This is a genomic window from Streptomyces sp. NPDC127108 (assembly GCF_042677545.1).
GTDB lineage: Bacteria > Actinomycetota > Actinomycetes > Streptomycetales > Streptomycetaceae > Streptomyces.
Window position 1 is genome coordinate 42,909 of sequence record NZ_JBHXTE010000026.1, and the last position, 24,729, is coordinate 67,637.

The window sequence follows — 24,729 nt, forward strand, 5'->3', positions numbered from 1 at the left end:
CGCGGCTACGCTCCCGGGGTGGCGGGGGTCGGCGCGCCGCTGCCGGTGTAGGAGGGGAGGTTGGCCACCAACTCGGTGAGGGCCGGGTCGCCGGCGTAGCGTCGCGTGTGCAGGTCGGCGATCTTCTGGGCGATGTCCGGGTCGTCGCTGTCGGTGGTGTCGTAGGAGACGAAGGACTCCAGGAGCGGCAGGCCGATCCGGTCGGTGTGGGCGTGGGAGGGCGCCATCAGGTACTCCCAGTAGCCGTCGAGGTCCTCGAGGAGGAAGACGGCGCCGTACTCGAACTCGCCGCCGATGTCTCTGCCGACGACGTAGCGCGTGACCGCGTCGATCGACTCGCCCTGGTTGCGCAGGCTGGCGAGGGCCTCCTCGCGCTGTTGGGCGGTGGCGGTCGTCTTGAAGGTGAATCGGTTGTGGTGATAGATCATTTCTCTTCCTTAGCGGTCTGCGGGCGGCCTTCGGGGTTCGCGGTCGGGGATGACCAGTAGCCGAGCAGTGCCGTCACCGCCTGGTCGGCCAGGCGCAGGGCGCGGTCGTAGCCGACGTCCTTGATCGACCCGATGCTCGCGAGGCCGTGCAGCGTGCCCCACAGCAGGTCGCAGGCGTCCTCGATACTGGGAGGTTCGGCTGCGGTCTCGGCCGCCCATGCGCCGATGAGCTGCCTGGTGAAGGTGATTACGTCGTCGGCGGCGGCGCGGCGGGTGGAGGCATCGACGTCCGTGCCCGGTGCGCCCGACATGAGCTGGTACAGGCCGGGCCGTGACCGGGCGAACTCCAGGTACGCGACCGCGGCCAGGTGCGGGCCCCGTGACGCCGGTGCGTCGGCCACGGCGGCTCGCATCCGCTGCGCCAACTCGCCGTTGGTGCGCTCCAGCAGCGTGTGCAGGAGCGCCTCTTTGCTCGCGAAGTGCTGGTAGATCACCGGCGCGCTGTAGCCGATCTCAGCGGCGATCCGCCGGATGGTCACCGCTCGCCAGCCCTCGGCCTCGGCCATGCGGCCCGCTGTCTCCAGGATCTCGGCGAACGTCCGCTGACGTACCTCTTCGCGCTTCCCCACCATGAACCCCTAACGACGTTAGGAAATCTAACGCCGTTAGTATTTTGTGCACTCCTGAGTCTGTCAACCCGACGCGGCCAGATTCGTCAGGGGCGGGGGAGGGGGGATCCTGTACCAACGGGCCGTTTCGTTTGGTTCAGCGTGCGGGCCGGAGGTCGGTGCCCACGATGTGGAGTCCGGTCGTGCGAGAGGGGACGAAGCGATGACATTGCGTTCCGATGTGGCCGAGTTGCTGGCGGGGGCCAACATCCTCGACGTGGACGTCGACGAAGCCCTCGCGGACGAGCACGTCCGATCGTCCGCGTACCAACGCGTCGTCTCGGTGACCGCTTCCTCGCGGAGCCGCGACCGGGACCGCGCGATCGTCGCCACGATCCTGCGCGACCCCCACGAGATGGGGGCCAAGACGGCGGTGGTCGCCCTCGTGGACAGGATCGCCACGCAGGTGACCGGTCCTGCCGAGTTCCGGCAGTGGTCGGCCGAACTGCTGCCGGAGATCGACCAGCTCAAAACGGGGGAGTACCGCGAGTTCATTCGCCGCCGCATCCACGACTGGCTGTTCCACCTGTCCATCGAGGACGGTCACGTGCCGACACCGGTCGAGTTGGCGAAGGTCACGTACTGGATGCAGCGCGTTCTCGCCGAGCAGTCGACGTCGCCGGAGGTACTCGCCCTGCTCGCCGGGTCAGGCTGCAGCAGGAAGATACGAAACATCGCGAAGGACCGGGCCGGAAACCGCAAGCTCAGAACGCGATGAGGCAATAGTGGCAATGGGCGGGCGCGCAGACTGCCGCACTCTCAAGAGCCGCGCCATGTCCCAAAGTCAGGCTGCACGTATCACCTTTAGTCCAATCGAGGGAAGGCGGAGCGGTCTCCACCGATGTGGACCCGCCAGCTGCGGAAGGATGCGTTCCATGCGAACCATGAAACGCGTACTCCTCGCGGCTGCGGCCGCATCCCTGCTGGTGGCGAGCCACAGCGCAACTGCCGCGGCCTCCGCGCCCGCACCCACGCCCGTACAGTCCACTCCGGCAGCCGGTCCGGGCTGGCACCACGTGGCGGACTTTCCTCCGGACGAGCTGAACCGCTGCCACGAGCGCGGCCGGTGGTACATGGAGAACGGCGTACGCGCCTACGAGTGCCGACCCGCCGGAGTCTGGCAGTTGTGGGTTCTGACCGAGCCCTCCTGACCAGGGCCGGGGCCGGATCGTTGCCCTCAAGGTGGTGCCTGCCTGGCAGCAATGCCGGGCAGGCACCACCAGCTCGCCGGTCACTCCAGTGGTGTCATGAGTTGCCGCACGGGATGTAGGGGACCGTCTTGGTCTGGGTCTTGCTGCCGTTACGGTCGCTGATGAACAGGGTCACGGTGTATTCCCTGCTGCGGAGGCACCCGAAGGTGAATGTCGCGGTCCGGGCTGAATTGCTGGAGTTCGTTACCGGGTTGCTTCCCCCGGGGTCGGCCTGGAATGTCGGATCGAAATTGGGCTCGCCCCCGAACCACTTGGCCTTACAGGTGATTTGCCCTGGGCCGCCCTGCGTGCGATTCGCAGAACACGTGAAGGACTCGATGTCGAAGTCGGGGGCGGCCGCGGCTCGGGTCGTCGTTCCGGGCGTCGCGGCGGTCTGCGCCGTGTGCGCCACCGGCGCGGCGGGTGCCGACGCGTGCGACCGGGGAGCGAAGAGCCCGGCCATCGCGACGAGCGCGAGGACGACTGCCGCCCAGAGGGCCGTGGGCGCCAGGACTTTTGTTCGACTCACGGGCTTTCCTTTCGTTGGAAGCGTGCGGGTCGAGCGGCGGCAACGCCGCCGTCGGTAGTAGTTCGCGCGAGACCGGCCAGCGGATGGGTCGACTTCGACGATCACCTCGATCGGCCCCAGCGGTGGCCAGGGCTTGGCTGGGGATGGGACCCGGGGGTGTTGTTGCACCTGCCGTAGCGGCATGTGCTGTCCTCGGAGGCACCACAGCACGAAAGGCTCCGTCTGCGATGTACTCCTCCGTCACACCTCCCCGCCAGATCAAGATCGGTGATGCCGCTGCCTTCGCCGGGACCACCCCGCGCGCCATCCGCCACTACCACCAGATCGGGCTGCTGCCGGAGCCCGAGCGAGGCGGGGACGGCCGCCGCCGCTACGGCTACGACGACATGATCCGCCTGCTGTGGATCCGCAAGATGGCAGAGACCGGCATCAGCCTCGACGACATGCGGGCCGCCTTCGACGAAACCCGGGACATCGAGGAGAACCTGGACCGGCTGGAGGAATCCCTGGCCGCCCAGGAAGCCGCCATCAGGCGCCAGCGCGCGGCCGTCCAGCGCCTGCGGGCCGTGGGCAACCCGCTGGGGTTGCTCTCTGACCTGGTGACGGACCGGCTTAGCCATCTGCCCCCTGGCGCGCTGCGACCCTCCGACCTGGAATCCCTGCTGGTCACGGAACGGGTCTTCGGCCCGCTGGGCGCCGCTGTGCAGGCCAGCGTGTTCATCGTGCTGGCCACCCACCCCGACCTGCGGGCCGAGGAGGACCGTCTCGACGCAGCCGAGGCCGCCCTCGATGACGGCGTCGACCCCGATGACCCTCGCGTCGAGGAACTCGCCGCACAGCGATTCGCCCACCACAAGGCCCTGCATGAGGCCATCGAGACCGCTGGGCTGGAAACGGCCGAGGAGAGGCTCTTCGAGATCTACGATGCCGACCTCAATGGCGAGGAAGCCGTCCAGATGAGCGCCTTCGAAGCTGTCACCAAGATGCCGTACGACTTCTCTCCCGCCCGGATGCGCTGCATGGAACTCACCGCGCAACTCCTCGGCCAGGACGACTCCGCGGACAGCTGATCGCCTGTGCCTGGAACCGACGCGGCCCCGCCCCCTGCCTCTGGAGATCAGGACGAGGCTGTCCGGGGTCCGCGGGCTGGACCCGGTCGGCGATCAGAATTCCACGGTGACGAAGCCGTCCTCGTCGGCCGGTGCGGGTGCCAGCACGCGGTAGCCGAACTCCTGCTTCAGGCCGGCGAGGTCCCAGTCCGCCGCCCGATCCCGGTAGTTGAAGACGAGGTCCTTGCTCGCCCCGCCGTTCTTCAGGATCCGGGCGATGGCGATGTCGTCCGGATGGCCGTGGACCTTTCCGTTGGTGGAGATCAGGTAGCGCCCGCAGTCGAGGAGGCCGAGGAGCTCGTTCGAGACGTTCTTGGAGCTGCCGTGGTGGGCGACCTTCAAGGCGTCGATCCGCAGGCGCCCGCCCTCGTCCTCGGCCCGCGGCCGGATCGAGTCCACCAGGCGCGGGTCGTCCGCGTCGCCGGTGAAGACGATCCGGGTGCCCTCGAACTCGAACAGCAGGGCGATGCTGGTCGGGTTCGTGGGGGACCTGTCCCGCTTGAACGGTGCGGCGGCCAGCTCGTCGACGTCGATCGCGCCGAAGCGTTCGATGCCGGGCGCCGCCTCCCTCTCCAGGGGGTCCACGCCCGGGATCAGCCCCGCCTCCTGACACTTCGCCTTCCACGTGGGAATCAGCGACTCCAGCAGTCGGCGGTCCGGGGCGAGCACTTCCATCGTGGATCCGTCGTCGAACCAGGTCAGGGGATGGCCGACTTCGATGCTGCGGCCCTCGAAGGCCGTGTTCCAGGGGAGCTGCTGGGCGATGAGCTCGGTGGTGAGCTTCTCCCCGTCCACCGCGCCGAAGATCTCGCGGTCGTGGAGGTGGTCGAAGCCGTTGAACCACACGTCGCCGAACTCGACCGTCCGGTCGGGGTCTTCGAGCAGTGCCAGTACGCCGAGGATGTGGTCCTGGTCGACGTGGGTCACCACGAGCACGTCGATCAGGCCGTCCAGCTCGGCGAGCAGGGGCTTGATCCGTCCGTAGGTGCCGTGCCGTCCACCGTCGAAGAGGATCCTTCGCATGAATGTGTCGTCGCCGTACTCGAGGAGCAGGCAGTCGCCGTCCTCTGCGGGCAGCATCCTGAGCCGGATCATCACGCACTCCCTTGCCTCAGGTCGAGAATCAGGAACGGCTGGCGCATGTCGGCCTGCCACGACAGGCGGCGTACCTCGTCGAGGCGGCGTACGCACTCGGGATCGTCGGGGAAGGCGGAGAGCCCGTCGACGAGCCAGACGAGCCCGAGCGTGTAGAAGGGGATGCCTCGGTCGAATGCTTCGATCAGCCCGTCCCGCGCCCGCCGCAGGTCCGGCGGAGTGCGGCGCAGCATCCGCATCGCCCGCAGGATCGCCCCGTCGCTGATCCAGGGGTAGGAGTCAGCCAGCCGCTCCAGCCAGGGATCCCAGTAGGTCTCGCCCCTGGTGTGGTCGGTGCCGATGAGCACGTAGGCCCCGGCCGCCGCCGCGAGCGGGTTCACGGACTTGGAGTAGAGCATCGCCTCGACATCGGTGAAGAGCTGGGCCGCCATGTCGAGGGCGCCTTGGGACATGTACGCCAGACCGGCTCCGATCGCCGGATCGCGGACGGCGATGGCGACGGCGCTCCCGGTCGGGCTCTGCCGCAGATTGACCAGAACCTCGACCTCGCTGCTGCCCCAGGGCAGGGGGAGGGTGACCAGGCGTACGGATTCCTCGGCCTCCACGACCAAGAACTGCCGTTCACCGGGCGGATCGCCGACGGCTCCGACAGGTCCGGTCGGGCCGAAGCGGTAGAGCGGCGAGACCGCCTCCCCGCGCACGTCGGGCTCCGGGAGGACGAGAGGCTCGCCCCGGGCGATCTGCCGGGCGACCGGCTCGCCCGGCAGGTTGTCCCCCAGAGCCAGCATCGACGCGAAGGCGCAGTTCGCGGGCGAGGCGTCGCCGATCCAGGTGGCGAGCCGGGTCAGGTCCACATCGGCCTGGAGGGCGGGCTCGCGCGGCGTGGATGCGGGGGCGACCATGGACCGCGAGGCGATCGATTTGGCGAGCGGGACCTCGGCGGGGCTGTGGTAGACCCTGCCCGACTCGATGTTGCCCATGAGGTACTGCCAGGAGTGCGTCTCGTAGGGGGAATCCGTCATGGCGAACTCGACCGGAGTCTCCTTACCCTCCACCGCCACGGCGTCTTCCGTCAGCACCAGCCCCGATGGCAGGGTCGCCGACACGAGGTAGCGGCCGGGCGTCACGGGATACACCGTGGGGCGGGGATCGATCCCGCAGGGGATCAGGATGTGGTGCCGGCTCTCGCCCTTGAGGTCGGCCGAGAGGATGTCACCGACAATCACCGCTTCGTTGGACTCGCCGGTGGGGGAGCGGGAGAGGTGGAGCCTGACGGCGAGGGCGGTGCTCATGGCCGAGCCAATCGGACGCGGAAGAACGGCGGTCGGGCGTCGAGCTTCTTGGTGCGCAGGTCCGCGGGGCCCAGGATGGCCTCGACTTCGTACTGGCCGAGCGACAGGAACGGAGCCCACTCGCGGAAGTCGGGTTCTTCGGCGGGGTCGGGCGGCGGGCGGCGCAGCGTTTCCCCGCCGGGGCGCTTGCAGACGAATTCGGCGCGCGCGTTGTCCTCGGGGGCCGCGCAACCGATGTACACCGGGACGACCGGGGTGCCCCTCAGTTGGTGGAAGTCGAAGTCGAACGACTCGCCGCTGGTCGGTGTCGAAGCGCCCACGAGGGTGCCCGCGAACGAAGGCTCCTGCATGAAGCGGACGATCGAGTGCAGGAGCGTGGCGGTGGTCACCCGCCACACGCTGTCTTCGGTGTTCTCGCTCGCCGAGCCGTCGAAGCTCCGCAGCAGAGCGTCGGTGAACAGACTGACGCCCCCGGCACGTCCGACGGCCGCCGCGCGGAGCATGGTCGAGTAGAGGACGGCGTGCATGCGCGGTTCGAACCCGGCGGGGCGCAGGTTCCCGCCGACGACGACCCGTCCGAGGGTGTCCCTGCCCACCGTGTTGACGAGTGCGTCGGAGCCTTCCCGGCAGGCGTCGACGAAGAAGACCTGCTGGGCGGCCCTGCAGTTGTTGAGTCCCCGGACCAGCGCCTCGAAGTGCAATGCGCCGTTCAGTGGGCTGTTCCGGTCGGCGAACATGTCGGCCGCCAGCAGAGAGGAGTCGGTTCCCAGTGAGACGCCGTGACCGCAGAAATAGAAGACCAGCCGGGCTTCGGCGTGGTCGCCCCGGTCCTTCCACTCCTTGATGGCGTCCACGATGTTGTCGATGGTTGCCGCTTGGACAACATGGTTGGCCTGCGTCTTCGGGTGGACGAAGGGGGTGGGCGCCGCTTCGCTCAGCAGGAGCGCGAGAGTCGCCAGCGGCTTTCGCTCGTCGTGATACTGATCGATCATCCAGTTGGCGAATGCGCGAGCTGAGAGAGGCGGTGAGGACAGCTGCCTCAATCCCACGGCGCCCGGGTGGTCCGTCGGCGAGGGACCACCGTTCAGATGCGTATACGCCCCGACCCCGATGACGAGCGCGTGCGTGGACGAGGGCCCCGCGTTCTCGTCCAGATGCACCGTGAAACCGGCCATGGGACCTCCGCACGATGCACCGGCAGACCGGTGGGAGGCTTTGCTCCTATTATAGAAGCAAATGCGGATAACTGTCCCTTGGAGACCGTGATGGGCAAGAACATCGTGGTGTGCCTGGACGGTACGGGCAATCAGCTCAAGGCGCGCGGCAACACCAATGTGGTCAAGCTCTACGAGATGCTCGACCTCCGCGACCCCACCGCGCAGATCGCCTACTACGACCCCGGCGTCGGCACCTTCTCCGCCGCCGGTGCCTGGTCGCTCCCCGCCCGCAAGCTCTCCAAGCTCCTCGGGCTCGCCTTCGGCTCCGGACTCAAGGCCAACCTCGCCGAGGCCTACACGTATCTGATGCACCATTACGAACCCGGCGACCGGATCCACCTCTTCGGCTTCAGCCGCGGCGCCTACACCGCCCGCGCCCTCGCAGGGCTGCTCAAGTCCGTCGGCCTGCTCCGCCCCGGCTCGGAGAACCTCGTCCCGTACGCCATCGCCGTCTACGCCAAGAACCGCACCTTCAGCAAAGACGACTGGAAGCAACTGCACCAATTCGCTGCCGCGTTCAGCCGGAAAGTCGACGAACGGACGGGCATCCCAGTCCACTTCATGGGGCTGTGGGACTCGGTGAAGGCCGCCGGACTGCTGCGCTGGAACCTGCGCTGGCTCCATACCCGGCGGATCTCCAACGTCCACCGGGTCCGCCACGCCGTCTCCATCGACGAGAAGCGCCGACCGTACGAGGAGTACCTCGTCCTCCCCCCTGAGGAACCGGGGGCACCGGGCCCGCTGATCGAGGAGGTCTGGTTCGCCGGAGTCCACTCCGACGTGGGCGGCACCTTCGAGGGCGACAAACCGAAGCAGCCAGAACCAGAAGATGCCGCGAAGCTCTCCACGGTCACCCTCAAGTGGATCGTGGACGGCGCCCTCGACTCCGGTCTGCTGCTCAAGGACGGGACATACGCGAAGCACGTCACACTCCGCCCCGCTCACGCACTGGCCACGGTGCACCGCATGGGCGCCGTCTGGGCCCTGCTCACCTACCGGCGCCGCCGCGTCCCCGACGGCGCCCGGGTGCACGACACCGTACGGCTGCGCATCGAATCCGATGCCGCGTACGCGAAGCGGATCCCGGCCGGTGTCGGGTGGGCGGACAAGGAATGGCTGTCGCCGCACCCGGGCGCCCGCTGACGGGATCACACCGCGCGATCCGGGCGCGCGGATGTCACATCAGCCGCTGAGGTCGAACACGCCCCAGGTGGTGAAGGGCTCAGCCTGGACGTAGATCCTGCTTCCGCGGCCGACGACCCGCCGGCGGCCGGGGGCGGTGCCATCGGGCTGGGTAAGCAGGCCGACGTCCGTTGGCTCGACGGATGTTTCGATGATCTCTCCGTGGGCGAGTCGGTCCTGCTCCTCGCCGTAGCCGCCGTAGAAGGCGACCCGCTCACCGTGGACGGCCACCGCGTGGGAGCCCCAAATATGGTTGTTCGCCCACACCCTCACGGGCCGATCGGTGCGGTCCGGGCGTATCTCGACGAGCGGGAAGTCCGTGTAGGGGCACGCCCAGGCGGCGGTGCCCGACACGTTCAGGGCGTAGCAGTCGAAGAGACCGGAGATGCGGGCGTCGTCCGACGTCCAGGTGTGCTGACCCGTGGAGCTCCAGCGGTGGATCCCGATCGGGTTCTCGTCGAAGTGCCCGACCCAGATCTGGCCGGCCTCGTCCACGAGCAGGTGCTCGACGGCGTCCCCGACGGAGAAGGACCAGGTCTCGCGGCCGAGCGCGTCGAAGACCTGGACCTGATTCCCGTCCTCGTGCCGGCGGACGCGAGACGCGGCGACGACGAACCCGCCGTCGGGCAGGCGGTCCAGGTGAGGCCAGCGGGCCCGCACGGCGCTGAGCTCGGTGAGTTCGACGTTGCCGCCCGGATCGACGGACACGACCAGCGCGTCAAAGGGCGGGACATCGCCGCCGCGCTGCGGAGCGCGTTCACCGAGCAGCCAGTGAGCGGCGCCGAAAACGTCGACGGTACTGGCCAGGACGTGGCGCTCGTGGTGTGCCCGGGGGAGGTGGGCGTAGGGGACGAGGACGGTCTTCTGCACGGGTGGGCTCTCCTGGGTGGACGGTCGGTCACGGCCATCGGGCGCTGCGGTGCGGGAAATCGGCGGCGCGCGAGCGGCGGAGAGCGGAACGGGGCGCCTAGAGGGCATGGCCCTTTCTGGTCGTCATGAGGTGATCATGGTTGACATCAGCCCCAGGGACAAGCCATTTCGGGTGCGACGGAGCGCTCCAGGTCCTCCAGTCTCGACAGCGGTGCCCCGGCCGACACTTGATCACTCCGCTGACATCACCAATGCGCCCAGACCGGGCCGGCGGGTGTAGGGCAACGCTGCGTTCGTCCAGGCGGAGGCCGATCGCGCGTATCCGCCCTCGGATGACGTTCGGGTCCGAGGCAAGGTGTCGCGAGGTGTTCAGGCGATGAAATCGTGGAGAGCGGGCCATGGAGCGGTCTTCTCGACTGGTCCGATGTAGACCACGGCCTCCTCGAACTGGAAGTAGGAGAGCCCTTCGTGGCGTGGGCCGATGACGAGGAGGTTGCTCCCGCGGCGCCAGGCCGCGTGCCGCCATTCGCCCGGCCCCATGGCCAGGGTGCCGCCTTCGGTCCTGAGGTCGCGCTCCGGCGGACCGAGTCGCTCACTGAATCCGGCGACAGCGGCATCGATCTGCGCATCGAACACCTCTCGCCCGACGTTCTCGTGGCTGGACCAGCCGGACAACGTGCCCCAGAAGTCCTCCCCCCAGTCCTCGCCGCCCACCCAGTAGAAGTGGGCGAACGACAGGGCGAGATGGCTCCCGAGATGAACGAGATGACCTTCGGCCGTGACGAAAGTGTCTTCCAACGGCAAGTCGTCACCTTCGCGCCAGCCCAGACGCCGCATCGCCGCATCGGGGACCGTTCGGTCGTCCCACGGCAGTTCCGCCAGACCGACGATCTGCTCCACCACAAAGGGTGTGACGGGGCAGACGGCGACGTGTTCGGCGATCGGATCCTGAGCTGTGATCGGGGCTTCGTCTGTCATGGCAGAACGGTAACCAGGTCCTGTGGCGACATCGACGCCCCCTGCGTCCGGCCGGTCCGACGTGTGATCCCTGGCGATGACTCGGCACTGAGAGGACAAGGACCGCTCCGTCAACTGACGCCCCTCGCACCACCAGGACCGAGAACTCCACCGGAGTCACCCGGAGTCACCATGGAACGCCCCCAAGTGCCTTGAGGGGTCCGAGATGATCAGGATCAGCATCTTCCTGACCCGGCGCGCGGACCTGACCCACACGGAGTGCGTGGAGTGCCGGTGGCCGGTGTTGCGTCGGAGAGCAGAGCACGGAAGCCGTGGCCGAGGCCGTCCAGCTCCGCCGTGACGTCGAGCAGCGGGCTCGGGTCCCTCTCCAGGGTGTCGTCCGGGCCGGTACAGTCCAGGTCGCGCCCGTCGGCCCGTCGCCGGGCCCCCACAGCACAAGTGCCCTGGCCGAGAAGCCCCCGACGGCGAGATCGCTGTACCCGTCCCCGTCGAAGTCGCCGACGGCCAACTCCCTCCCGCAGCTGTCGTACTCCGCGACGTCACCGGGCACCCCCGCCGTGCCGCGGTCGACGACCCGGGGGGCGCGCGTGATCCGGACCGCGCCCGGACCCCTACACGACGACGTACCCGGCACCCTCCTTCCCGCCGACTGTGCCGTACGGCGCCCCGATCGCGAAGGGTCCCTGCGAAGGGAACTGACAGGAGCCCCGGCCGGGGCGATGCCGGGACTGCCGGGCGCCGGCCCTGCAGAACGCCTACTCGGGCAAGTGCATGGGCCCCGCGTCCAGCCTCGCCAACGGGGCGGGCATGGTGCAGTACACCTGCAACGGCGCCGTCGACCAGAAGTGGTGGCACGACCCGGACACGCATGAACTGCGCAACGTCTACTCGGGTAAGTGCCTCGGCCTCGGCTCCGCGGCGACCAAGGGTTCCCAGTTGATCCAGTGGACCTGCAACGGCGCGGCGGACGAGAAGTGGTCCAAGACGGCCCGCTGAGACCTTCTGACGGATCTCCGCGGCGTCGCGGCGTTCGGCCAGGCCTTCTGGGTGTGCCGAACGCCGCCCTATTCGGTGCGCAGTGCGGTGGCGGTGCGTGCCTTGGCGTCCCAGCCCGCGGGCAGGAGAGCGCCCAGGGTGGCGATGAGCAGGCCGCCGAGGGCGGGCGAGAGGAGTTCGGGCATGTCGTAGACGGCGATGACGGAGTCGAGCCCGCCCGCCCGGGTGGTGACCCCGAGGTCCGCCAGGTCCGTTCAGCGCGTCGACGTAGCCGGTCACATCGGTGCCCGGCGTGACCGCGACGTGATGGCTGGTCTCCGTGAGGTCGGGATGGGCGGCCCTGAGGGTCGAGGCCGCGGTGAAGACCTGCATACCGTCGTTGCGGGGGTCGAGACCTCGCCGACGATGCGGACCGTGACCGGCTCGGCCAGGCCGTCGAGGGTGACGGTGTCGCCGATGCGGGTGCCGATCGCGGCGAGGAAGGGGGTCGGGACCACGGCCTCGCCGGGGCCGTCGAGCCAGCGGCCCGAGACCATCGTGTAGCCGCCCCAGGAAGCGTCGCCGGTGAAGGCGATCACGTCGGTGGTGCGGTTGAGGCCGGACACGGTCGCTCGTACTGTGGCGGCGCGGTAGTGCTTTCCGGTTCCGGCGGTGTCCTTGATGGCTGCGGCGACCGCTGCGGGATCGGTCCTTGGCTGCCTTTCGGGTCCAGTGCCGGGATCGGCGCCGGTGTCTGTGGTGGTTCCAGGGCCTGTGCCGGTTTCAGCCCCTTGGGGCCCGAAGTCCGGCATGGGCGCGGGCACGACCACGTCAGCGGCATCGTGGGCCTTTGCCTTCATCATCTGGCCGAGCGAGGCGCCCATCCCCACGGTGAACGTGACAGCGACGGTTCCGCCAGCGGCTTCCTCCTCAAGGACGTCACCCCCGAGCAACTGACCGCGGCCGTCCGCACGGTCCGTGGCGGCGACGCTCTCCTCGCCCCCGCCATCACCCGCCGCCTCGTCCAGCGGTTCACCCGGCGCGGCAGCGACACCGCTGCCCTCCACCGTGACCTCGCCGCGCTCACCCCGCGCGAGCTGGAGGTCCTCGGCCTGCCGTCATCGTCGCGTACGAGACAGGGCTGGTCAGTGCCGGTGAGGGCGAGGGCGTCGAGCAGCCCACCGGGCAGACGTAGGCCGAGACGTGGGACCGGCGGCGCTGCGATCACCGGCAGTGGGTCCCGGCCGCTCCGGTCGATGCTCTCGTCGATTGCTTCACGACGCCGGTGACAGTGCGACGTGGTCTGGCGGCAGCATGTCGCCCGCCAGCCGGTTTCCAGCCGAATCACGGCACCCGGCTGACGGGCACTCAAAAGCCGGGAGCGGGATAACCAGCCGGGTCCGGGCGTGTAGTTGCTCGCGCACGATGGCCGGAAGGCGTCGACGGCGCGCGGTGGGAACACACATGGGAATTCGGCACATTCGCCATGCGGTAATCTTCTGTGCGCAGTCCGTGACACCGGCGGGCCGCCCGTGACACAAGCTCCGGGCCGGCCCCGGCAGACGGACGCCACCCAACCACGCCAGGCGATCTCTCCCACAAGGGGATTCGCCGCCTTCGTATGCCGTAAAGCAGGAATTGATGCCCGTTCAACCATTGACGGAACTCATACGTTTCGTGCGCCGCCGATCCCCGTTCTACGCGGAGCTCTACGCGCAACTTCCGGACTGTGTCACGGATCTGACGCAGCTTCCGGTCGTGCCGCAAACCCGGTTCTGGCAGGCCAATACGCCCCGGGACAACCAACTTCTGACCGGCCCCCTCGACGAAGCGGTGGTCTTCAAGAGCGGCGGCACGACCGGCTCCCCGAAGTTCTCCTTCTACACCCGTGAGGAATGGCGGGAGTTCACCACCGCCTTCGGCGCCGGACTCCTGGACTCCGGGCTGCGCCCCGGGCACCGGGTAGCCGACCTTTTCTACACCGGTGAGCTGTACGCCAGCTTCACCTTCATCCTCGACTCACTGCACCGCAGCCCCGTTTCCAACGTGCGGCTGCCCATCGGCGGCGCCGCACCCCTGGAGTCGACCGTGCACACCCTGGAGCAGTTCGACGTGGAGGTGATCGCGGGTACCCCCACCACGCTGTGCGCCCTCGCCGACCACCTCGTCACCGCCGGCCGCCAACTCCCGCAGGTGGAGCTGCTGCTCTTCGGCGGCGAGAGCCTCTACCGCGACCAGGAACCGCCGCTCGCGCGCGCGTTCCCGCACGCCCGACCAGGCTCCGTGGGGTACGCCAGCGTCGACGCGGGGCTGCTCGGCCGCGCCGTGCCCGGCCCCGACGCGCGCGTCCACCAGGCCTTCGCCCCGTACACCGCCGTGGAGATCCTCGACGAGGAGACCGACGAGCCGATCACCGAGGCCGGAGTGCCGGGCAAGGTCGTGGTGAGCGACCTGCGCCGACGCCTGATGCCCGTCCTGCGCTACCCCGCGGGCGACCGCGCCGAGTGGACCGGCACCGGCACCGGGCACTTCCGCATCCTCGGCCGCTCCCAGGATGGCGTGCGCGTCGGACCCGTCTCGCTCTACACCCAGGACGTGCAGGACCTCGTCCGCAGAGCCGACGTGGTCGGCCGCGTCACTGGCGTACAGATGGTGCTGCGCCACTGGGACGGGCGCGACGGCCTGCTGCTGCGCCTCGCGTCCGACGGCGACCCTGCCGGACATGCCGGACGCTCCGACCTCGCCGACGCCATGCGCAAGGAGCTGCTGACGGAGCGTCCGCTGTTCGGTGAGGCGGTGGAGGCCGGGCACATCCACCCGCTGTCGGTGGCGTGGGTGCGCCACGGCGAACTGGCCGTCAACGCCCGCTCGGGCAAGCTGATCCGTGTCCTGGACGAACGGATGGGCTCATGACCGCGCCGGACACCGGTACCGCGTCCGGTGACATGCCGGACACCGGCACCGCCTCCGGTGAACAGACCGCCGCAGGCGCCCGTGGGCGGCTGCCCGTGGTGTTGCGCAACCCCGCCTTCGGGGCGGTGTGGAGCGCGCAGGTCCTCACCCAGGCGGCGGCCCGGATGTTCCAGGTCGGCGTGGTGTGGTGGCTGATCAGCCAAACGACCGGCGCCGACCGCGGCTTCGCCTCAGGGGCGTTCCTCGCCGTCAGTACACTCCCCGCGGTCGTCCTCGTCCCGGTGGTCGCCCGGATCGTCGCCCGCTGCCCGCACCGCGGGGTCCTCGCGGGCGCCGCCGCAGCAGCCGGGCTGATCGCCACCGCGACCGCCGTCTGGAGCTACACGGCCCACCTGCCCACCGCCGTCGTCTACGCTGCGGCCCTGCTGCTCGCGGGCTGCCAGGCACTCTTCGACCCGTGCCTGACCACCTCGGTCCCCGAACTGGTCGACGACGCCGACATCGAGGCCGCGACCGGCTTCGAGCTGTCCACCCAGTCCCTGGCCGGACTCGCGGGCGGCCTCCTCGGCCCGCTGCTCGTCGACGCCTGGGACCTGGCGGGCATCGTCGCCGGATGCGCGGGCGCATACCTCACGGCGGCCCTGCTCGTCACGCTGACCCGCTTCCCGCGGGCCGTCACCGCCGACGCCTCCCAGAGCCCGGGGGAGATGTCGCCGGGCCCGGCACCGCAGCGCCGCACACTGCGACAGGTCCTCGCCGGTCTGCCGCACATCCGGCACGCGCTGCTCTGCTTCGCCGCCGCTAATCTCTTCACCACGGCTGTGTACGTCGTGATGCCGCTCTACACCCGGTCCGCGCTGGACGGACGGGGCTCGACCGTCGCCGCCCTGGAGGCGGCCCTGGGCGTGGGGACCCTGCTGGGATCCTTCACCGGAGGGCGCGTGCCGGGCTCGCCGACCACGGTCGGCGGGATGTGCCTGGCCCTGATGGCGCTCGCCCTCGCGACGCCGGGATTCGCGCCGACCGTCGCGGTGGCGCTGGTGTCGCTGATCGTGGCGGGCTGGTGCGTCGGCGCGATCGGCGTACGCTTCGTCGCTCTTTTCCAGCGGTCTGTCCCGGCCGCCGACAAACCTGCATTCTTCGCGGTGATGCAGGCGCTGCTCGGCGCCACCTTCCCCCTGTCGTCGCTGCTCTTCGGGGTACTCGGCGACCACCTGGAGGCGCGCTGGCTGTGTCTGGTCCAGGGCGCGGGCCTGCTGCCGGTCGCGGCAGCCCTGTTCCTGCTCGGCCGACGCGGAGACACGACGGCACCGGACACCGGCGCCCCCGGCCCTCAGGCCGCCCCCGCGACAGCACCCGAACCCGGCGCAACCAGCGCCCGGACCGCCCCCGCGGACACCCTCACCGCCGCCCCGGGAGCCTCCCGATGACCGCCGCCATCGCCCCCGCGGCGCTCCAGGACATCGCGGAACTGCGGCAGTTGTACTTCGACGTGTACGGCCACGGCTATCCCGTGCCGCTGGGCAGCGACCCGGCGGTGATGCGCCGCCTGATCACCGACCCGCACACCCACTGGCTCACCGCACGGCTGCTTGGCACCGGCGAACTCACGGGCTCGGCCGTCGTACAGACCGACCCGGGCAGCCGCATCGGCAAACTCGTCGGCCTGGCGGTCCACCCGGACCGCCGCCGGGGCGGCCTCGCCGGGCAGCTGACCGGAGCGGTGTGCGACACGGCCTTCGCCGCGGGCCGTCTGGACTCGGTGTACGCCACCGTACGGATGGTCACCGAAGGGCCCCAACAGGTCGTGGTCCGCAACGGGTTCAGACCGCTCGGCCTGCTGCCCAACGCCGCCGAGGTGGCGGGCTGCGAGAGCCTCGGCCTGTTCGCCCGCTTCGCCGACGGCGTGCTCGCTCACCGTGAGCGGGTCTCCCGGGCACCCGCGGCGCTCGGCCCGCTGCTCGCCGCCGCCGAGACCAGCACCGGCGTCCCCCACGGATCGGTGCTGCCCTCGGACACCCCGGGCCCGGCCGGCCCCGACGGACCGGCCCAGCCGCCGACAGCCGAGCTGGAAGTGGTCAGCGCTCCCGGCTTCGTACGCCGCCGCTTCCTCGAGCTCTTCCCGGATCCGGCCGGCCGCTACTACCCGCTGCACGCCCCGAACGCCGTACTGGTGCCGCCGGACGGCGCGTTCGAGGCGTACGTGGACCTCGACCCGGTCGCCGGGAGCTGCGCCCTGATCGCCGTGCACCCCTACCCGGCGGCGGTCACGCATGCCCTGGAGCCCCTGATGGCAACGGTCTCCCGGTCCGGCGCCGACTACGTCGAGACCCTCCTTCCGCTGTCCGACACCGCGAGCCTGACCGCCTTCCTGGACCAGGGATTCGTTCCCAGCGCCGTCTACCCGGCCATGCGCCGCATCGGCGAGACGCTCCACGACTACGTCGTGCTCTCCCGCACCAGCCGCCAGATCGACTTCCGGACCATAGCCGTCAGCGGGCCGCTCCGGCCTTATGCGAACGCCTATCTGACGGCCTGGGCCGCCACCTACCTGCCCCGCCACGAGGTTGCCCTGTGAACACCCACACCCACACCCCTTCTCCGGCCGCGCCGGACACCGCGGCCTCCCCGCCGTCCCCGGGCGCCCCGGTGAACCCCCACCTCGCCCCGGTGCACGTCCCGGACGCGGAGGCCCTCGCACACGTCCAGCGGCTCTGTGACCTGGCCGAGCCGTACGCCCAAGGGCCCGACACCGACGCGCTGTTCGCGGCCGCCATGGCCGAGACGAACCAGTGGCACGCGGCGCGCTCGCCGTTCTTCCGCTCGCTGCTCGCCGACGCGCCGGAGGCCGCGGCACCGACGGTCGGCGCGGACATCCGCACACCGCTGGTCCACGCCACGTTCTTCAAGCGGCACGAAGTGCTCTCGATCCCGCGCGAGGACGTCTTCCTGCACCTGACGTCGTCGGGCACCACCGGCCAGAAGTCCCAGATGTTCTTCGACGAGTGGACCATCCGCTCCGCCCAGCGCATGGTGGCCCGGATCTTCGACCACTACGGCTGGATCACCCCCGACCAGCCCGTCAACTACTTGCTCTACAGCTACGAACCCGCCCCGAGCATGAAGCTTGGCACCTCCTTCACCGACAACTACCTGTGCGACTTCGCCCCGGCCAAGGACGTCACCCACGCCCTGCGCCACACCGGTCAGGGCCACGAGTTCGACGTGCACGGCTGCATCAGGGCGCTGCGGCGATACGCGGAGGAGGGCCTGCCCGTGCGCATCCTCGGCTTCCCCGCGTTCCTGCACTTCACCCTGGAACGGATGCACGCCCAGGGCCTGCCCCCGATCCAACTGCCCCCAGGCTCCCTGGTCGTGCTCGGCGGCGGCTGGAAGGGGCATGCCGACCAGCAGATCGGGAAGGACGAGTTCTACGCGCGCGTGACCGAACTGCTCGGTGTCGAGCCGGAGCGGATCCGGGACACCTTCGGGTCAGTGGAGCACTGCGTGCCCTACATCGAGTGCGCCCGACACCGACTGCACGTGCCCGTGTGGTCCCGCGCCGCCGTGCGCGATCCCCGCACGCTGCGGCCGCTCGGGTACGGCGAGCGCGGCTTCCTGCACCTGGTCTCGCCGTACATCACCTCCGTGCCGGCACAGAGCGTCGTCATGGGTGACCTCGCCTCGCTGCACCCCGCCGAGGAGTGCGGCTGCCCGCTGCCCACGCCGTGGTTCACCATCCACGGGCGCGCCGGAGTCAGCCGCAACCGCAGCTGCGCGGTGGCCGCAGCCGAGCTGCTGAAGGGACAGGCGTGAACACCGCGACGACACGCATGACACGTACTGAGACAACGACCACGGAAGCGACCCACGCAGTGACCCTCGCAGCGCCCCCGGCCACCACGAACCGCGCATTCCATTACTGGCAGGGCGAGTTCATCGACGACACCGAGGCCACCGTCCGCCTGGCGGACCTCCCGGCCCTGGTCGAGCGGGCCCTGGCCGAGCCGCTGCCCACGGAGACCGTGCTGAACGCCTGTGACACGCTCAGCGCCGCACTGCGCGATCCCGCGAGCGCCGTACGGGAACGCCTCCACCCCCAACTGGCCGACGCCACAGGTGACACGACGGAGGTGGGGGAGACCCTCACCGAGCTGGCCGCCGCGCTCGCCCGCCCCGCCCTGGAACGCAAGCTGCGCCGCGAGCTCGGCGGCACCGGACCCGCGCGACTGACCCGCCCCGACGCCCGGGAGACCGTCTTCGAGGCCTGGGCCCCGGCAGGCCTGCTCGTGCACATCGCCCCCGGCAACGCCGCGGCCGTCGCCCCGCTGAGCGTCGTGGAGGGCCTGCTCACCGGGAACGTCAACGTCCTGAAGACCAGCAGCGGCGACACGCTGCTCGCCCAGCACCTGCTCGCCGAGCTGGCCGCCGCCGACCCCACCGGCGCGATCGCCCGCCGCGTCGTCGCCCTTCGCTTCCCCTCCGGCCGCCGGGAGTGGCTGCGCCTGATGTGCGCGCCCGCCGACGTGATCGCCGTGTGGGGAGGCGAGGACGCGGTGGCGGGTGCCGCCGAACTCGCGCCTCCCGGCTGCCGGTTGGTCGAGTGGGGCCACAAGATCTCTTTTGCCTACCTGACCCGTGTGGCCTGGCAGGACCCGGCCACCCTGGAGGCGCTCGCCGCGGACGTCTGCCGCCTGGACCAGCAGGCGTGCTCCAGCCCGCAGGTCGTGTACCTCGACACCGAGGACAGCGAGGAGGTCTTCGCCTTCGCCGAGTCCTTCGCCCCCGTCCTGGCGAAGGCGACGGCTGCCGCGCTGGACACCGCTGCCGCATCGCCGTCGACGGATGCCGCCGCCGCACCGCAGTTCCTGGACACCGCCGCACCGCCACCTGCGGACGCCGCCGTACCGCCGGTCGCGGGCGCCACCATACCCCCGTCCCTGGACGCCGCCGAGCATGCCGAGATCACCACCACCGAACTCCTCACCCGCCTCGAACAGCACCTCGGTCTGACCAAGGTCATCGCCGCCGACGACGGCACCTGGCGGGTCCTGGCCGACACCCGCCCCGCACTCACCGCATCACCGCTGCACCGCAGCATCTGGGTCAAGCCGCTGCCCGCCCACGACATCACCGCCACCCTGCGGCCCATGCGCCGCTACCTCCAGACTGCCGCCGTCGGCGGCAGCCGCGGCGACATCGCCCGCCACTCCCGCACCCTGCTCACGGCAGGCGTGCTGCGCGTCACCCCGGTCGGCGGGATGCTGGACAGCTACGACGGCGAGCCGCACGACGGGGTCTACGCGCTCCAGCGCTACAGCCGCCGAGTCAGCGTCCAGACCGACGACACCTTCCATGCCACCGCTTGCCTGGACGACCTCGTCGCCGCGACCCCCACTCCCGCCCCACCGACCGGCGACCTGCTGGACAAGGCAGGAGTCCAGGCGCAGCTGGCCACGCTGGCCCCCGAACACGCCCACCTGCACTTCCGCAGCGGCGGCACCACCGGCACCCCGGCCCTGTCCGTGTTCACCAACCACGATTACGACACCCAGATGCGGGCCGCCGCGCACGGCCTGCTCGCTGCCGGTTTCGACCCGGCCCGCGACCGGGCCGCCAACCTCTTCTACTGCGGCGGCATGTACGGCGGGTTCATCAGCTTCTTCTCCATCCTGGAGCGGCTGAACGCCACCCAGATCCCCCTGGCCGCGGGCACCGACCACGCCGCGGTCGCCGAGGCCCTGATCACGCACCACGCCGACACGATCCTCGGCATGCCCTCCTACCTGTGGCAGCTCTTCAACTCCCAGGGGGAGAAGCTGCGCGCATACGGCGGGATCCGCAAGGTCTTCTACGGCGGCGAACACTTCACCGCCGAGCAGCGCCGCACCCTCAACGACACCTTCGGCGTCGAAGTGATCCGCTCCGCCTCCTACGGCAGTACGGACCTCGGACCGCTCGGCTACCAGTGCACCCACGCCCGCGGAGCCGTCCACCACGTCCTGACCGAACTGCACACCCTGGAGATCCTGGACCCACAGGAGGACCGACCGGTGCGGGCCGGTCAGGCCGGCCGACTGGTCTTCACCAGCCGCACCCGCTCCGGCCAGCGCCTGGAGCGCTACCAGATCGGCGATCTCGGCCGCGCTGTGCAAGGCATCTGCCCCTGCGGCAGCCACGTGCCCCGCATCGAACTCCTCGGCCGCCACGGCGACGTGCTGCGCATCGGCACGTACTTCTACAACTACCGCCGCTTCGTGGAGACCGCACAGGAACAGCTGGGCCACCGCGGCGAACTGCAACTCGTACTGAGCACCGAGACCACCGGTGAGCACCTGACGGTACGACTCGAAGGCGAGTACGCCACAGACCCGCAGCGAGCACGCACCGCGTTCCTGACGGCCATTCCGGAACTGGGCATGGCAGTCACCGAGGAGAAGCTGCTGACCTGCACGGTCGAGATCGTCGACGGCACCGCACTCGAACGCACCGCGGGCAGCGGCAAGCTGCGCACGGTCGTCGACCTGCGGACGGCGTCCGCGTAACCACACGGGCCGGGTCGGAGCAGCCGACTGCTCCGACCCGTCGGCATTCGTACACGAGGCCGTTGGTGACCAGGCACCAGGAGGCATCACCGTGAGCACGGTGTATGTTCCGGAAAGCTCGTTCGGCGTGCCTGAACAGCGAAGAGATCTCGTCCGATCACTTCGATCGGACGAGATCTCTGCGTTTCCGGGCCGGTTCGGTCAGTAGGCGATCCTCCCACTGACGTTGCCGCTGAACTTGCGATAGAACTTCGTGCCGTTGAGGACGTCCTTGGCGGCGGTTCCCCACTGGCCGGCCCGGATCGTCGTCGGACGGCTTCCTTCCGCGGTGTGTCCGCGGGCCTGCGGGCGTCTGGCGTCAGGGGTGGCGCCGGAGTCGCCTCCTGCCAGGTCTCGCCTGCGGGGTGGCTCGTGTCGCGCCCCGGGGGGCGCCAGGCGCAGCTGACTGCAACCCCGGAGTTGCACATCTCTGCCGTGATGTGCAACCTGGAGGTAGCACATCACTGAGCCCCCTCGAACCGGAGACCGCCATGCGCCTACCGGTGGGCCAGCGCCTTCGCCGGACAGGAGCCGGTCGAGACCAACTCGTCCTTGGTGGAGTTCTTCCTTGGCGAGCGGGACGGTGCCACGCTCCTGCGCGTCGCGGAAAGCGGCTTCGCCTCCTTGGACGTGTCCGCCGACCTCCAGAGCCAGCACCTCGAAGGCAACACCGAGGGCTGGGCGCATGAGTTCGGCCTGCTGAAGGCCCGCGCGGAACGCGCGGCGGCGTGAGCGCGAACACCGCCGACGGGACCGAACGCGGCCGCCCAGGCAGTCGGGACGCGCACGGCGCCCAGGCGACGGAGGTGTTCGCCGCCCTGGTCGACCCCACCCGCCGCAAGCTCCTGGACACCCTGGCCGAAACGGACGGAGCCAGCGCGTCCGCCCTGGCCCACCGGCTGCCGGTCTCACGGCAGGCCATCGTCAAACATCTCCACGTCCTCCAGGCAGCAGGTCTCATCACCCCCGAACGCGAGGGGCGCGCCGTGGTGTACCGCGTCCGCGCGGCCCCGCTGGAGGCGTCCGCGTGCTGGATGACCGAACTCGCGGCGGTCTGGGACCGCCGCCTGGCAGCCATCAAGCAGGTCGCCGAGGCGGCCGAAGCCCAGCCGAAGGAGGACTCACCGGACGCCTGAGGGCCGTCCCGCCCACCGGCGCCGGCAAGGAAAGCCGGCACAGACATACGGAGGCCATCATGACCACGACGCGGAAAGGATCCCTGACAGGCCGGCGGCACGACGGCATCCGCTACCGCTGGCAGGCACTCGTGGTGCTGACCGTGGCCCAGTTCATGCTCATGATCGACGACATGGTCGTGAACGTCGCGCTGCCCACGATCCGCACCGACCTCGGCACCGACACCCCCCCTCTGGCCTGGGTGGTCAACGGCTACCTGGTGACCTATGGCGGGTTCCTCCTGCTCGGCGGACGCCTCGGCGACTGGCTCGGGCACCGGCGCGTCCTGGCCACGGGCCTCGCGCTGTTCGCCACCGCCTCCCTCGCCAGCGGGCTCGCCCCGAGCGCGGGCATCGTCATCGGCGCCCGCGTCGCCCAGGGCCTGGGCGCGGCCCTCGCCTCACCCACAGCACTGGCACTGATCATCACGACCTTCACCGACCCCGCCGAACGCGCGAAGGCGCGAAGGCGCTGGGCATCTGGACCGCGGTGACCACCCTGGGCGGCGTCTCGGGCATCCCGCTCGGCGGCGTCATCACGCAGGCGTTGTCCTGGCGCTGGGGCTTCCTGATCAACGTGCCCATCGCCGCGGCCGTCCTGACGTTCCTCGCGCACCGCGTGGCCACCGACCGGCCAGGACGACGCGACCGGCCTGACGCGGCGGGCGCCCTCGCCCTCACCGCGACGCTCTCGGTCCTGGTGTACGCCCTGCTGAGCACCCCGGAGCACGGCTGGACCGCGCCCTTCGTCCCCGCCGCACTCGCCGGATCACTGGCGCTGTTCACGGCATTCCTCACCCTCGAGCGACGCGCCCGGACCCCCCTGGTGCCGCCCGGACTCCTGCGCCACAAGACGCGGGCCGCAGCGTCCACGGCCCTCGGCCTGGTCGCCGCGGCCATGTTCGCCGCGATGTTCCTGCTCACCCTCCATCTGCAGTCGACACTGGGATACGGACCCCTGCGCGCCGGCCTGGGCATGGCCCCGATGACCCTGCTCTCCCTGGCCGGGGCGGTCACCGCGAGCAAGCTCGCCCTCGCGTCGGAGCCCGTTCGGTGCTGACGGGCGGTGCCCTGCTGGCCGCTGCCGGCTTCGTCTGCCTCAGCCACCTGGACGCGGGCGGGCACTACTTCTCCGGCATCCTGCCCGGTCAGGCGCTGACCGGCTTCGGCGCCACGATGACGCTCGTGGCCGCACAACTGGCCAGCTCCAGCGGCGTTCTGCCGCACCAGGCCGGTGCGGTCTCCGGCCTCCTCACCAGCACCCTGCAGATCGGCGGCGCGCTGGGACTCGCCGCCCTGGTGCCGATCGCCACCGGCCGCACCCACGCACAGCTGGCACACGGCATCACCACCGACGCCGCCCAGGCCGCCGGTGCCCGCCTCGCCTTCCTCGTGTCCACCGGCATCCTCCTTGCCGCGGCGGCCCTGGCCTGGATCACCATGACGCCCCACCGTGATGCCGTGACAGGCGAGGGGCCCACACGACCGAGGCCCACCCAGGCCGCGGCTCCCGCCCACAGCACGATGCTCCCCACCTCTTCGTGTCAGCCCCGACAGCCGTTGTCCTCCACGGCGTTGACCGCGGGCCCCGACCCGGAGACCAGGGGCAGGCCCCCCTCGCCCTGGTTGCGTGAGCCCTCGACTCCTCCTGGACCGCCTGCGCGAGGACAACGGCCCGATCCTGGGCCAGCTCTGCGCTGGCCTGGAGATGTCCCGCCAGGCCGCAACGCAGCACCTGGGGCTGCTGGAGGCCGCCCACCTCGTCACCACCGTCAAAGTTCCCTGGGCACGGACCTGCCTTCGTCCCGGCCCGGTGCGGGTGACGGTGCGGGTCAGGCCAGGACGTGGTGGCTAGTGCTGTCAGGTACCGAACGCGAGGCCGACTGGCTGTCATGGGCGTGCCTGTTCACACCCGCTGTGCGGGCCGAGGGTGGCCGCATCCTGACCGAGATCGGAGCCGTGGTGCCCGGCCGAGGCAGGCCGGCACGCCCTACCAGGACTGCGGCCGACCGGCGTTCGCTCTCTCAGATACCTGGCAGGTTGATCCCGGACCTGAGGTCCTTGAACTCGTCTTCCTCTTCATCGAATTCCGCCTCCCGCTTCGGATTCCGTACCAACTCCGGCGGCCCGGAATCTACGGAGTCTTCTGCTTCGGCATCCTCTTCCGTGTCGGGCTCGGGCTCGAATCGATCGCTCATTCTGTGACCTCCGAATCACTGGCGCGTGACGCCACACAGTAGGTTGCGGCGAACCATGTCACGAGACGACCGGCTGAATGCCTCACGACTTCATCCGGCGAGGTGAATCGTTGGCTCAAGCTCGTCTGACCGGAGGGGGTTCGTTCCCGTACACCCCGGCGGCCCGGCGTCGGGCCGCTCACCGTTGCCTGATCCTGAATGTCCTGGCTTGGGACCACGACCTCCCTCAGAAGCGCCCTGGTGCCGCATCAGCCAAGGTTCGCTCCTGCGCGATCCACGCGCGGATGACGAGACGGGCGACGGCGAGGACGCAAAGCCACAGACCG

Annotated in this window: 25 protein-coding genes and 2 pseudogenes; 16 read left to right on the plus strand and 11 right to left on the minus strand. The window is 70.1% G+C overall.

The genetic code is table 11. The features are described 5' to 3' along the window. Nucleotides 1-5: 5 nt before the first annotated feature. On the minus strand, nt 6-428 hold the full coding sequence (locus ACFVHO_RS22660; RefSeq protein ID WP_385717396.1) for a Dabb family protein: 423 nt from the start codon (nt 426-428) through the stop codon (nt 6-8). Further along, a complete protein-coding gene (locus tag ACFVHO_RS22665) occupies nt 425-1,060 on the minus strand; it encodes a TetR/AcrR family transcriptional regulator (protein WP_385717399.1) in 636 nt (211 codons plus the stop codon). The genes ACFVHO_RS22660 and ACFVHO_RS22665 overlap by 4 nt, the downstream gene beginning before the upstream one ends. Nucleotides 1,061-1,259: 199 nt before the next feature. Between ACFVHO_RS22665 and ACFVHO_RS22670 the strand changes: the two genes are divergently transcribed. Next, complete coding sequence (locus ACFVHO_RS22670; RefSeq protein ID WP_385717402.1) at nt 1,260-1,814, plus strand: hypothetical protein; 555 nt, start codon at nt 1,260-1,262, stop codon at nt 1,812-1,814. A gap of 157 nt (nt 1,815-1,971) precedes the next feature. Then, a complete protein-coding gene (locus ACFVHO_RS22675; protein WP_385717405.1) occupies nt 1,972-2,247 on the plus strand; it encodes a hypothetical protein in 276 nt (91 codons plus the stop codon). 94 nt (nt 2,248-2,341) lie between these two features. On the opposite strand, the gene ACFVHO_RS22680 is transcribed toward ACFVHO_RS22675, so the two are convergent. Continuing rightward, nucleotides 2,342-2,815, minus strand: a complete 474-nt coding sequence (locus tag ACFVHO_RS22680; RefSeq protein ID WP_385717408.1) for a hypothetical protein — start codon at nt 2,813-2,815, stop codon at nt 2,342-2,344. A 227-nt stretch (nt 2,816-3,042) separates the two neighbouring features. Between ACFVHO_RS22680 and ACFVHO_RS22685 the strand changes: the two genes are divergently transcribed. Continuing rightward, the gene (locus ACFVHO_RS22685; RefSeq protein WP_385717411.1) at nt 3,043-3,885 is read left to right on the plus strand and encodes a MerR family transcriptional regulator; all 843 of its coding nucleotides are present in this window, start codon (nt 3,043-3,045) and stop codon (nt 3,883-3,885) included. A gap of 93 nt (nt 3,886-3,978) precedes the next feature. Here the strand turns inward: ACFVHO_RS22685 and ACFVHO_RS22690 are convergent, their stop codons facing one another. The 3 genes from ACFVHO_RS22690 to ACFVHO_RS22700 are packed head-to-tail and all read right to left on the minus strand — an operon-like array spanning nt 3,979 to nt 7,303. Then, nucleotides 3,979-5,019, minus strand: a complete 1,041-nt coding sequence (locus ACFVHO_RS22690) for a ComEC/Rec2 family competence protein (protein ID WP_385717414.1) — start codon at nt 5,017-5,019, stop codon at nt 3,979-3,981. Further along, complete coding sequence (locus ACFVHO_RS22695; RefSeq protein ID WP_385717416.1) at nt 5,019-6,311, minus strand: hypothetical protein; 1,293 nt, start codon at nt 6,309-6,311, stop codon at nt 5,019-5,021. Before ACFVHO_RS22695 ends, ACFVHO_RS22690 begins: the two co-directional genes overlap by 1 nt. After that, nucleotides 6,308-7,303 (minus strand): caspase family protein, encoded by a 996-nt coding sequence (locus tag ACFVHO_RS22700; RefSeq protein ID WP_385717419.1) that lies wholly within the window; start codon nt 7,301-7,303, stop codon nt 6,308-6,310. The genes ACFVHO_RS22695 and ACFVHO_RS22700 overlap by 4 nt, the downstream gene beginning before the upstream one ends. A gap of 273 nt (nt 7,304-7,576) precedes the next feature. Between ACFVHO_RS22700 and ACFVHO_RS22705 the strand changes: the two genes are divergently transcribed. Continuing rightward, a complete protein-coding gene (locus ACFVHO_RS22705) occupies nt 7,577-8,671 on the plus strand; it encodes a T6SS phospholipase effector Tle1-like catalytic domain-containing protein (protein ID WP_385717422.1) in 1,095 nt (364 codons plus the stop codon). A 39-nt stretch (nt 8,672-8,710) separates the two neighbouring features. On the opposite strand, the gene ACFVHO_RS22710 is transcribed toward ACFVHO_RS22705, so the two are convergent. The 3 genes from ACFVHO_RS22710 to ACFVHO_RS22720 all read right to left on the minus strand — a co-directional run bounded on the left by ACFVHO_RS22710 (nt 8,711) and on the right by ACFVHO_RS22720 (nt 11,192). Beyond that, nucleotides 8,711-9,580, minus strand: coding sequence for a hypothetical protein (locus ACFVHO_RS22710; RefSeq protein ID WP_385717425.1), 870 nt, complete (start codon nt 9,578-9,580; stop codon nt 8,711-8,713). 369 nt (nt 9,581-9,949) lie between these two features. Then, complete coding sequence (locus ACFVHO_RS22715; RefSeq protein ID WP_385717427.1) at nt 9,950-10,558, minus strand: hypothetical protein; 609 nt, start codon at nt 10,556-10,558, stop codon at nt 9,950-9,952. Nucleotides 10,559-10,724: 166 nt separating this feature from the next. Continuing rightward, entirely contained in the window at nt 10,725-11,192 is a 468-nt protein-coding gene (locus ACFVHO_RS22720; RefSeq protein WP_385717428.1) for an FG-GAP repeat protein, read from the minus strand. A gap of 110 nt (nt 11,193-11,302) precedes the next feature. On the opposite strand from ACFVHO_RS22720, the gene ACFVHO_RS22725 reads away from it, so the two are divergent. Continuing rightward, on the plus strand, nt 11,303-11,554 hold the full coding sequence (locus ACFVHO_RS22725; protein ID WP_385717651.1) for an RICIN domain-containing protein: 252 nt from the start codon (nt 11,303-11,305) through the stop codon (nt 11,552-11,554). A 275-nt stretch (nt 11,555-11,829) separates the two neighbouring features. Here ACFVHO_RS22725 and ACFVHO_RS22730 read toward each other — a convergent pair whose 3' ends face one another. Next, complete coding sequence (locus ACFVHO_RS22730) at nt 11,830-12,159, minus strand: hypothetical protein (protein WP_385717431.1); 330 nt, start codon at nt 12,157-12,159, stop codon at nt 11,830-11,832. A 288-nt stretch (nt 12,160-12,447) separates the two neighbouring features. Between ACFVHO_RS22730 and ACFVHO_RS22735 the strand changes: the two are divergent. The 11 genes and pseudogenes from ACFVHO_RS22735 to ACFVHO_RS22785 all read left to right on the plus strand — a co-directional run. Further along, a pseudogene (locus ACFVHO_RS22735) lies at nt 12,448-12,648 on the plus strand (DNA-binding response regulator); the annotation flags it as partial. A gap of 643 nt (nt 12,649-13,291) precedes the next feature. Continuing rightward, nucleotides 13,292-14,446 carry a phenylacetate--CoA ligase family protein gene (locus ACFVHO_RS22740; RefSeq protein WP_385717434.1) on the plus strand — a complete coding sequence of 385 codons (1,155 nt, stop codon included), beginning with the start codon at nt 13,292-13,294 and terminating at the stop codon, nt 14,444-14,446. Beyond that, nucleotides 14,443-15,876, plus strand: a complete 1,434-nt coding sequence (locus ACFVHO_RS22745; RefSeq protein ID WP_385717437.1) for an MFS transporter — start codon at nt 14,443-14,445, stop codon at nt 15,874-15,876. Before ACFVHO_RS22740 ends, ACFVHO_RS22745 begins: the two co-directional genes overlap by 4 nt. Then, on the plus strand, nt 15,873-17,024 hold the full coding sequence (locus ACFVHO_RS22750) for a GNAT family N-acetyltransferase (RefSeq protein WP_385717440.1): 1,152 nt from the start codon (nt 15,873-15,875) through the stop codon (nt 17,022-17,024). Before ACFVHO_RS22745 ends, ACFVHO_RS22750 begins: the two co-directional genes overlap by 4 nt. 71 nt (nt 17,025-17,095) lie before the next feature. Next, nucleotides 17,096-18,262 (plus strand): acyl-protein synthase, encoded by a 1,167-nt coding sequence (locus ACFVHO_RS22755; protein WP_385717654.1) that lies wholly within the window; start codon nt 17,096-17,098, stop codon nt 18,260-18,262. Between the two features lie 59 nt (nt 18,263-18,321). Next, the gene (locus tag ACFVHO_RS22760; protein WP_385717443.1) at nt 18,322-20,991 is read left to right on the plus strand and encodes an acyl-CoA reductase; all 2,670 of its coding nucleotides are present in this window, start codon (nt 18,322-18,324) and stop codon (nt 20,989-20,991) included. Nucleotides 20,992-21,585: 594 nt separating this feature from the next. Continuing rightward, complete coding sequence (locus tag ACFVHO_RS22765; RefSeq protein ID WP_385717446.1) at nt 21,586-21,762, plus strand: hypothetical protein; 177 nt, start codon at nt 21,586-21,588, stop codon at nt 21,760-21,762. Continuing rightward, entirely contained in the window at nt 21,759-22,166 is a 408-nt protein-coding gene (locus ACFVHO_RS22770) for an ArsR/SmtB family transcription factor (protein ID WP_385717448.1), read from the plus strand. The genes ACFVHO_RS22765 and ACFVHO_RS22770 overlap by 4 nt, the downstream gene beginning before the upstream one ends. Before the next feature lie 59 nt (nt 22,167-22,225). After that, the gene (locus tag ACFVHO_RS22775) at nt 22,226-22,699 is read left to right on the plus strand and encodes an MFS transporter (RefSeq protein WP_385717451.1); all 474 of its coding nucleotides are present in this window, start codon (nt 22,226-22,228) and stop codon (nt 22,697-22,699) included. Next, nucleotides 22,696-23,265 (plus strand): MFS transporter, encoded by a 570-nt coding sequence (locus ACFVHO_RS22780; RefSeq protein ID WP_385717454.1) that lies wholly within the window; start codon nt 22,696-22,698, stop codon nt 23,263-23,265. The genes ACFVHO_RS22775 and ACFVHO_RS22780 overlap by 4 nt, the downstream gene beginning before the upstream one ends. A 570-nt stretch (nt 23,266-23,835) precedes the next feature. Next, nucleotides 23,836-23,982 (plus strand): annotated as a pseudogene (locus ACFVHO_RS22785) (ArsR family transcriptional regulator); the annotation flags it as partial. A 247-nt stretch (nt 23,983-24,229) separates the two neighbouring features. Here ACFVHO_RS22785 and ACFVHO_RS22790 read toward each other — a convergent pair. Continuing rightward, complete coding sequence (locus tag ACFVHO_RS22790) at nt 24,230-24,403, minus strand: hypothetical protein (RefSeq protein ID WP_385717457.1); 174 nt, start codon at nt 24,401-24,403, stop codon at nt 24,230-24,232. Nucleotides 24,404-24,729 lie beyond the last annotated feature (326 nt).

What these genes read in the sequence shown, in the direction of transcription:
- ACFVHO_RS22685 (WP_385717411.1), top strand. Translation starts at nt 3,043, where the DNA reads ATGTACTCCTCCGTCACACCTCCCCGCCAGATCAAGATCGGTGATGCC.
- ACFVHO_RS22705 (WP_385717422.1), top strand. Translation starts at nt 7,577, where the DNA reads ATGGGCAAGAACATCGTGGTGTGCCTGGACGGTACGGGCAATCAGCTC.
- ACFVHO_RS22695 (WP_385717416.1), bottom strand. Translation starts at nt 6,311, where the DNA reads ATGAGCACCGCCCTCGCCGTCAGGCTCCACCTCTCCCGCTCCCCCACC.
- ACFVHO_RS22660 (WP_385717396.1), bottom strand. Translation starts at nt 428, where the DNA reads ATGATCTATCACCACAACCGATTCACCTTCAAGACGACCGCCACCGCC.
- ACFVHO_RS22690 (WP_385717414.1), bottom strand. Translation starts at nt 5,019, where the DNA reads ATGATCCGGCTCAGGATGCTGCCCGCAGAGGACGGCGACTGCCTGCTC.
- ACFVHO_RS22665 (WP_385717399.1), bottom strand. Translation starts at nt 1,060, where the DNA reads ATGGTGGGGAAGCGCGAAGAGGTACGTCAGCGGACGTTCGCCGAGATC.
- ACFVHO_RS22775 (WP_385717451.1), top strand. Translation starts at nt 22,226, where the DNA reads ATGACCACGACGCGGAAAGGATCCCTGACAGGCCGGCGGCACGACGGC.
- ACFVHO_RS22790 (WP_385717457.1), bottom strand. Translation starts at nt 24,403, where the DNA reads ATGAGCGATCGATTCGAGCCCGAGCCCGACACGGAAGAGGATGCCGAA.
- ACFVHO_RS22675 (WP_385717405.1), top strand. Translation starts at nt 1,972, where the DNA reads ATGCGAACCATGAAACGCGTACTCCTCGCGGCTGCGGCCGCATCCCTG.
- ACFVHO_RS22750 (WP_385717440.1), top strand. Translation starts at nt 15,873, where the DNA reads ATGACCGCCGCCATCGCCCCCGCGGCGCTCCAGGACATCGCGGAACTG.
- ACFVHO_RS22745 (WP_385717437.1), top strand. Translation starts at nt 14,443, where the DNA reads ATGACCGCGCCGGACACCGGTACCGCGTCCGGTGACATGCCGGACACC.
- ACFVHO_RS22670 (WP_385717402.1), top strand. Translation starts at nt 1,260, where the DNA reads ATGACATTGCGTTCCGATGTGGCCGAGTTGCTGGCGGGGGCCAACATC.
- ACFVHO_RS22715 (WP_385717427.1), bottom strand. Translation starts at nt 10,558, where the DNA reads ATGACAGACGAAGCCCCGATCACAGCTCAGGATCCGATCGCCGAACAC.
- ACFVHO_RS22700 (WP_385717419.1), bottom strand. Translation starts at nt 7,303, where the DNA reads ATGATCGATCAGTATCACGACGAGCGAAAGCCGCTGGCGACTCTCGCG.